The 7,007-nt window shown below is 34.3% G+C and carries 10 protein-coding genes; 8 read left to right on the top strand and 2 right to left on the bottom strand.

Features of this window, described 5'->3' with window-relative positions; translation table 11 throughout:
* Nucleotides 1-7: 7 nt before the first annotated feature.
* Complete coding sequence (tnpB, locus tag ABFX15_RS12110; RefSeq protein WP_428830575.1) at nt 8-394, bottom strand: IS66 family insertion sequence element accessory protein TnpB; 387 nt, start codon at nt 392-394, stop codon at nt 8-10.
* Entirely contained in the window at nt 391-762 is a 372-nt protein-coding gene (tnpA, locus tag ABFX15_RS01355; RefSeq protein WP_346023759.1) for an IS66 family insertion sequence element accessory protein TnpA, read from the bottom strand. The genes tnpB and tnpA overlap by 4 nt, the downstream gene beginning before the upstream one ends.
* A gap of 362 nt (nt 763-1,124) precedes the next feature.
* Between tnpA and ABFX15_RS01350 the strand changes: the two genes are divergently transcribed.
* The 8 genes from ABFX15_RS01350 (at nt 1,125) to ABFX15_RS01315 (ending at nt 6,804) form a co-directional block, all read left to right on the top strand.
* Nucleotides 1,125-1,505: a Na-translocating system protein MpsC family protein gene (locus ABFX15_RS01350; protein ID WP_346023758.1), complete on the top strand. Its 381-nt coding sequence runs from the start codon at nt 1,125-1,127 to the stop codon at nt 1,503-1,505.
* A gap of 479 nt (nt 1,506-1,984) precedes the next feature.
* A complete protein-coding gene (locus ABFX15_RS01345; RefSeq protein ID WP_346023757.1) occupies nt 1,985-2,974 on the top strand; it encodes a sodium-dependent bicarbonate transport family permease in 990 nt (329 codons plus the stop codon).
* A gap of 16 nt (nt 2,975-2,990) precedes the next feature.
* Nucleotides 2,991-3,296 (top strand): P-II family nitrogen regulator, encoded by a 306-nt coding sequence (locus tag ABFX15_RS01340; protein WP_091268083.1) that lies wholly within the window; start codon nt 2,991-2,993, stop codon nt 3,294-3,296.
* Between the two features lie 58 nt (nt 3,297-3,354).
* A complete protein-coding gene (locus ABFX15_RS01335; protein ID WP_346023756.1) occupies nt 3,355-3,552 on the top strand; it encodes a DUF6671 family protein in 198 nt (65 codons plus the stop codon).
* Between the two features lie 131 nt (nt 3,553-3,683).
* Entirely contained in the window at nt 3,684-4,130 is a 447-nt protein-coding gene (locus ABFX15_RS01330; protein ID WP_287027552.1) for an Hsp20/alpha crystallin family protein, read from the top strand.
* A 161-nt stretch (nt 4,131-4,291) separates the two neighbouring features.
* Entirely contained in the window at nt 4,292-4,990 is a 699-nt protein-coding gene (locus ABFX15_RS01325) for a recombinase family protein (RefSeq protein WP_346023760.1), read from the top strand.
* A gap of 142 nt (nt 4,991-5,132) precedes the next feature.
* Entirely contained in the window at nt 5,133-5,897 is a 765-nt protein-coding gene (locus tag ABFX15_RS01320) for an HNH endonuclease (protein ID WP_346023755.1), read from the top strand.
* Between the two features lie 448 nt (nt 5,898-6,345).
* A complete protein-coding gene (locus ABFX15_RS01315; protein WP_346023754.1) occupies nt 6,346-6,804 on the top strand; it encodes a transposase in 459 nt (152 codons plus the stop codon).
* Nucleotides 6,805-7,007 lie beyond the last annotated feature (203 nt).

Here is a 7,007-nt window from a genome sequence, read left to right as displayed (position 1 = left end):
CCGGCTATTAACTGCACAAGAACCTGCATAAATAAATCAATATAGTCATGTGTACAATAGTTTCTTGAATCACTTTCTTTTGATCGATGGAAAGACCTTCAATGAGCCACCGATATTGTTGAGGTGTGATTTCGCGAGCTTTATCCGTTGTTCGAGGCCACTGAAAACTTCCGTTTTCGAGCCTCTTATAGAGGAGAAGAAACCCATCACCCTCCCAGAGAATTGCCTTCATTCGATCTTTCCGTCTACCACAGAAAAGAAATAGCGCATGTTGGAAGGGCTCCAGTTTATACGTTAACGAAATCATGGCCGTAAGGCCATCAATGGATTTTCTCATATCAGCTTGCCCACAGGCGAGAAAGATACGGAGATCGTCAGGTAATTGGATTTTCATGATGACCTTCCGATAAGTGTAAGGATTGTTTCCAATGTCTTAGCATCTGCACCATTATGAATCTCAATCTCAGTCTGATGTACACGTAGTACAGCACAAACCTGTAATGATGAATCAGAAACTCTTTCAGAGAGCGGATTCGGCATAGTGATTTCTGCAAATCGCTTTGATTCTGTAACTGCCATCACTCCTGCCTGGATCAATGAATCCTCACGGATTATTTTATTCCAGTAGAAAAAAGAAGGGGCTGAGATTTGGTTTTCCTCACACCAGTTTCTGATTGATTGTCCACTTTGTCTTTGGGCAGCGATAATTTCCTGCAACTTTGTTTTCAATAGGTCATGTTTTGCCTGTCTTACAGTTGCCATATTTGCTTAGCCTCCCAGTTTAGACTTAGTTTTAGTACCGGCTAAGGATTGCTTAGCTGGTGCTAAAACTTACTACTATACTAAAGATTATCTCATGGCAGACAGTGTGTTTGAATCCGTACTTTTATTGAGCGCTTACAACAAACAATGACTTTATATGTATTTACAACGAATTAGATATATGTTATGCTAAATTAAATTTTTTTAAGTTAGAATAGGTTGCTCAATATAAGTACAATTATCAAATGTATTAGCATTAAGATAATAATTAATTGTCTGTATGAAAATACGGTTAGGGTTTTGTTGCTTAGATTGAAACAAATCGGTATGTCACCCTTAATATATGGTGATAGGAAATACCCTTGATAGGAGGAACAACCATAACAAAAGGTCAATTAGAAGCAGAAATAAGCAAGGCATTAACACTGTGGGAGAAGGATTTTCTAGGACGAGGATCCGTAACAGTGAAAACTGACATTTTAAGGGATATGGTCATTGTTGTTCTAAGAGGAATATTAACACCTGCAGAATATAAGGTTTGCCAAACATCAGAAGGAATATTATCTATTAAGAAAGTTCGAGCAGATCTAGTAGAAGCAGGTCGAGATATGTTAGGTGAAATAATAAAAGAAAAAACAGGGGAAGAAGTAATAACATTTCATACGGACATCAGTACAAAAACCGGTGAACGGGTTATGATCTTTAAATTATCTGGCGATTTAGAGAAAAAACTAATGTCTTAGAAAAAATAATAGTAGGGAGATCTACAAAGGCCCATTTTGGATGAAATAGTGGGTAAGTTGAGGATAAACCGACTTTTTTCTAGCGTAAGGCAGTTATACCACTATAAATGTGGATACTGTACCTTGCTAGAAAAAGTCGGTTTTTTGCTTAGGTACTCTATACAACAAACACCACTAAGAGTATGACACAATATCTCAAATACTTTTACAAAAGCCAGGGTATAAGCACTTAATATAATGAAAGGAGGTGTACTACTGTCCCTATAATTTACAATTATATTGTAATGAAAATTATGAACATAAAGGTAAGTTGATAGACAAATGAAAGGTGGAATACACCAGTCAAATGTGGGTCAGCATCCATGGCTACTACCTCAAAATTAGTAATATGATGTTGACCTTATTTTTGCGCATGTAATTAATTATAATTTATTAATGAAAAAATAAGTTTTAAAAATAATGGTGAGGTGTTAAGTAAGATGATTTCTTTAGAATTTGCATTTAGCAACATGTTATCTCCAGCAATATTATTTTTTATATTAGGAGTTATAGCGGTATCAGTTAAATCTGATCTTGAAATACCTGATTCAATTGGATCAGCAATAACATTATATATTTTAATATCCATAGGATTACAGAGTGGAGTAGCAGTGAGTAAAACAGGGATACTAGGAGTAGTAATACCTGCTTTATCCGCAATAATTATGGGTATTTTAATTACAACTGTAGTATACTATATAATGTCAAAAATAGGATTTGATCCAGAAAATGCAGGATCCATAGCAGGACATTATGGAGCATGTAATAGTGTAACCATTATAACAGTTTTGGTTTTTTTAGAGCAAATGGGAGCTAGCTATGAGGAATTTGTGCCTGCCTTGTACCCTTTTATGGATACAGCAGCTTTACTTACCGGTATTGTTCTAGGTCGTGTTGGTTTAAAGAAAAGATCTGTTGAAGTAGAAAAAGGTGAATATAATATAAGAGATATATTGCGTACATCTTTAACAGCTAAATCAACATTATTAATTTTTGGTGGCTTTCTAATTGGATTAATATCAGGTGTTGAAGGAACGAAAAGTCTCATGCCTTTCTATGATAATATTTTTGAGGGAATTTTCACAATTTTTATGCTTGATATAGGAATACTTTCCGGTTCAAGAATCTTTGAACTAAAAAGTGTTAAGCCAGTTACATTGGTGTTAGCAATTATTCTCCCGCCATTACAGGCTTTTATGGCAATAATATTAGCTACTTTTATTGGCTTAAGTCCAGGAGGAGCAACTGTGTTTGCAGCATTGGCTGGTGGAGCATCCTTTATATCTGCACCGGCAGTAATGAGAAGTACCTTTCCGGATGCCAACCCCTCTTTGGCTATTGGAATGAGTCTAGGGATTATTTTTCCCTTTAATATTTTAATAGGAATCCCCCTTTACTATCAAATAGCAAATATAATTTCAAATTTATAGATGGAGGTGTACCAACATGTTGAAAAGTGCTGAGAAAATTATTATAATAACTGAAAGAATAATCTGTTCTCGTATAATAGAATATTTAGAGTCTTTAGGTATTAAAGCTTATACCATTTATCAGAATGTTTCTGGACAAGGTGAAAGAGGTATGAGATCAATATCTGGAGGACTTAGTAGATTTGGTGAAAATATAAGAATAGAAATTATAATAGAGAATGAAGAAGAGGCTATAGCTGTAGCTGAAAAGATATACAATAAATATTTGTCTTCAAAATATGCGGGGATAGTCTATATAGAAGATATTCGAGTAATTAAGTAATGGGTAAGAAAGCCATTATATGTATGAGAGAAGTTCAACTACCGGAGATATAGAGCGTATGGGAAATCAATTTGAAGCTGCAAGACATAAGGCAATTGGAGCTATGGATTTATGTGGTAAAACCTTAGCCTTTGCCAGTGAAGGTTCCTTTGGTCTCCATCCTTTTATGCCTTTCGTTCCATTTAATCGGGAAATAGTACTATTAGTTGATAAAGAGAATGATCTAGAAATCAGTGGTATGGCAACTACAGCATAAAAAAAAATAAGTAAAAAAACAAAAAAACTATTGACAGATTTTGAAAAGTGGTGTATATCTAAATTAGAGTTAGCACTCAACGACAGAGAGTGCTAATGATGAGAATAAAAACAAGTAAAGGAGTGGTTATTATGGCAGGATTAATTCCATTCAACAGAAAACGAAATGATGTAATGAATACTGGTTTTGAAGATTTTTCCAACATGATTGATGACTTTTTTACAGGTAGCTGGCCATTGCAAAGAAGTTTAGCGGCAGATACATTTAAGATTGACATTCAGGATAATGATACAGAGTACACAATTGAAGCAGAACTTCCAGGAGTAAAGAAAGAAGATGTAGAGATTACGCTTAACGAAGGAAGACTTAACATTTCAGTGAAAAAAGAAGAAGTTTCTGAAGATAAAAACAAAAAATATATTCATCGTGAAAGAAAATATGCTCAGATGTCACGAAGCATATTCCTTGCAGATGCCAATGAAGAAAGTGTTCAGGCAAAACTAGAAGAAGGTGTGTTGACAATTAAGGTACCTAAAAAGGAACAGGTCGACACCTCTAAACGCATCATGATCGAGTAATGAAAGACAGTACATTAGCACACTGGCACAACAACATGCCGGTGTGCTAATGCTTTTTAATTGAGAAACAGTAGCGTAAGTTCATTGGTATAAACATCTGAATTAATATAGAATAAAATATAGGTGGAAATCAATGGTATTAAAGATGTAAGTGGTTACTTATTGATACATACATAGATATTGCCTCAGGGAAAGCGAAGTCTAACCGCAAAACATTTCATCGTCTAATTAAAGATTGTGAAGCAAAAAATATAGAAATTGTGATAACAAAAAACATTAGCAGGTTTGGCCGAGATAGCGTTGAAGTGCTTGAAGGGTTGAATAAGCTAAGAGTGCTTGGAGTTCGTGTCATATTTGAACTAGAAGGACTCGATAGAGCTGATACAGATAGTGCCTTGATGATTTCAATTATCGAATCGATTGCACAAGCCGAAAACGAATCTCGTAGTGAAAATATTAAATGGGATTATAGACGTCTTGCGGCACAAGGCACATCAAAATTATATAACCGAAAATGTTACGATTATGAAAATGATACAGATGGAGTACTGATCATTAAGGAAGATGTAGCTAAAAATGTCCGAATAATTTTTGAACTGTATTTGCGCGGGTTTAGTATTATTGGTATAAAGCGAGAGTTAGAAAAACTAGGAATAAAAACCCCAACCGGAAAAGAAAATTGGTGCAAAAGAACAATTGATGTTATGCTAAGCAATGAGAAATATATCGGTGTTGTTAGGCTACTTAATGCGGGAGAACACCAAGACATTATGTTTCAGAAAATAACCATCCAGCAATTATTTCAAAAGAATAATTTGAAGCGGTACAAGAGGAAAAGAAAAATAGAAGTGATGTTGTAAAAGGGAAAAATGGGATGAAACGGAAATAAAAAAAGTATAGTTCCAAAAGACGGATTGATTAATAAACTAGTTGTTTTAAGAGTTTTTGGATAGCTAAGTTTACTATGCAAATTGAGAATGCAAAAAATGGTAGGTGATTGATATGCAAAAAGGATTAGATTACTATCCAACAAATGCAAAAAATTGTACTGTCGATGAGTGGATACAGATGTTACAAGAGAAAGACTGTTTTACTCCTGTCTTGCTTGAAGCCATCTATGCCTTAGTGGTTGAAATGGGTGGTAAAGGATCCGCCAAACTAATATCAGAAATAACTGGACGTCCATATCAAGTATATAATTCATCTATGGCTCAAACAGTTAAACGGCTAAGAAAAAAAGGTTATACATTTGTAGCTGATGTAAGGAAAAACAGTAAAAAGGAAAGGTACTGGAGTCATTTTTTTAAGGGATATTATGAGAAGGAACTATTTATTTGGGAAGTGAAAGATTCTTTACAAGAAGCATTTATGATATACAGTAGAAAGTTTGATAGGATCGATGCTTGGACTTATGATAATGAAATAGCAAATGAGTATGAAACTGTCGAAGGAATGAGACGCCATCGTATTCATTATCAAATTGAACGTAATCCAGAAATAATAAATATTGCAAAGAAGGAATTTCTTAAAAGGCATGGGGAACTTTTTTGTGAAGCGTGTAACTTTTCATTCAAGAAAATATATGAGATTGATTTTATTGAAGCACATCATATTTTACCACTATATATGGGAAAAAGGATGACTAGAAAGTTAGACTTAATTATGCTTTGTGCAAATTGTCATCGTGCAGTACATAATAAGAAGTGGAATGATAAACCGATAGATATTTTTTTAGAATACATGAAAAACAAATTGATGAAATATTAATTCACATTAAATAACCTAATCAAAAAAAATAGTGAATCACTAGTGTTGCATTAAATATTTACCTGTTCAATGGCATAAAAAAATCCTTTATATGAGTACTTGAATGACTTATCGAAGACCAATACAAAGGATCTATGAACGGATAAGTATAAAATAAAAATGGTTTTCGTATATTAAATTAGAACAATTAAGCTTAGATTCTCGTCAAGCCATTGAACAATTTGATCGTTATGCAAAGAAATTGACATTTAAGAAAGTAATAAAGCTCTTTCTGTATACCGTTAACGATGAAACAGAAAGTTTACGACACCTAGACCAATAACATGTTAATCCGAATTTGAAAAAAGTAATGTGGATAGTCTCTATCAGTTACTTTCAGCTTTCTCGTGCCCTACGGGCACTTGAACCAAATGTATTACTGGAGATTTTTTATCATTTACTTTCTCTTATGCATAAAAAGACGAAGGTACATGTGCAAGGCCATCTAGACGTTCCTAAAGGAACGGGTATTATCAGTGATCAATTGGTTCAATTGGGCAGTCAAGTCTACTTGACGAGTCTCTTTCGACTTGTGACGATAGAGAGAAAGCAGCAAGTCAATTTAAGAATTATCACCAACCGCATGGATGTATCAGCTGAAGAGATTAGTAAAATGTATCAATCACGGTGGCAAATCGAGCTCTTTTTCAAGCATATCAAGCAACACATGACGATTAAAAACTACTTTTCAAAGTCAGAAGAAGGTGTAGAAAATCAAGTCATACTGGCACTGATTGTCTATTTACTGACCTTGCTCATCAAGCTTGAATTGGACTTAAAACAAACAGTTTTCCACATTTTAAGGCATTTGCGAGCGCTACAGTATGAACCGTTCGAATTATTTAAGGAAATTTTCGAACCAGACTAAGTGAAAGAAGTCACCTATAGAGTTATCTTCAACTGAATAAGTCAAAAAAATTCTGGAAAAAGTCATCCGCTGCGCCAGCATTTAACTTTTTTGAAATTTTTAACGAAAGCTAGATATGATTTAATTAACAATAAACTCAAGTTTCGCACCCTGATCAAACCTTGGAAAGCCTATCGGCTTAAGGTTAATCAACTAAATCAAAC

The organism is Alkalibacterium indicireducens (genome assembly GCF_039522005.1).
Taxonomy (GTDB): Bacteria; Bacillota; Bacilli; order Lactobacillales; family Carnobacteriaceae_A; genus Alkalibacterium; species Alkalibacterium indicireducens.
The sequence above is the reverse complement of the archived record's forward strand: the minus strand, read 5'-3'. Positions and strand labels throughout refer to the sequence as shown.

What these genes read in the sequence shown, in the direction of transcription:
- tnpB (WP_428830575.1), bottom strand. Translation starts at nt 394, where the DNA reads ATGAAAATCCAATTACCTGACGATCTCCGTATCTTTCTCGCCTGTGGG.
- tnpA (WP_346023759.1), bottom strand. Translation starts at nt 762, where the DNA reads ATGGCAACTGTAAGACAGGCAAAACATGACCTATTGAAAACAAAGTTG.
- ABFX15_RS01345 (WP_346023757.1), top strand. Translation starts at nt 1,985, where the DNA reads ATGATTTCTTTAGAATTTGCATTTAGCAACATGTTATCTCCAGCAATA.
- ABFX15_RS01340 (WP_091268083.1), top strand. Translation starts at nt 2,991, where the DNA reads ATGTTGAAAAGTGCTGAGAAAATTATTATAATAACTGAAAGAATAATC.
- ABFX15_RS01335 (WP_346023756.1), top strand. Translation starts at nt 3,355, where the DNA reads ATGGGAAATCAATTTGAAGCTGCAAGACATAAGGCAATTGGAGCTATG.
- ABFX15_RS01330 (WP_287027552.1), top strand. Translation starts at nt 3,684, where the DNA reads ATGGCAGGATTAATTCCATTCAACAGAAAACGAAATGATGTAATGAAT.
- ABFX15_RS01320 (WP_346023755.1), top strand. Translation starts at nt 5,133, where the DNA reads ATGCAAAAAGGATTAGATTACTATCCAACAAATGCAAAAAATTGTACT.
- ABFX15_RS01315 (WP_346023754.1), top strand. Translation starts at nt 6,346, where the DNA reads ATGCATAAAAAGACGAAGGTACATGTGCAAGGCCATCTAGACGTTCCT.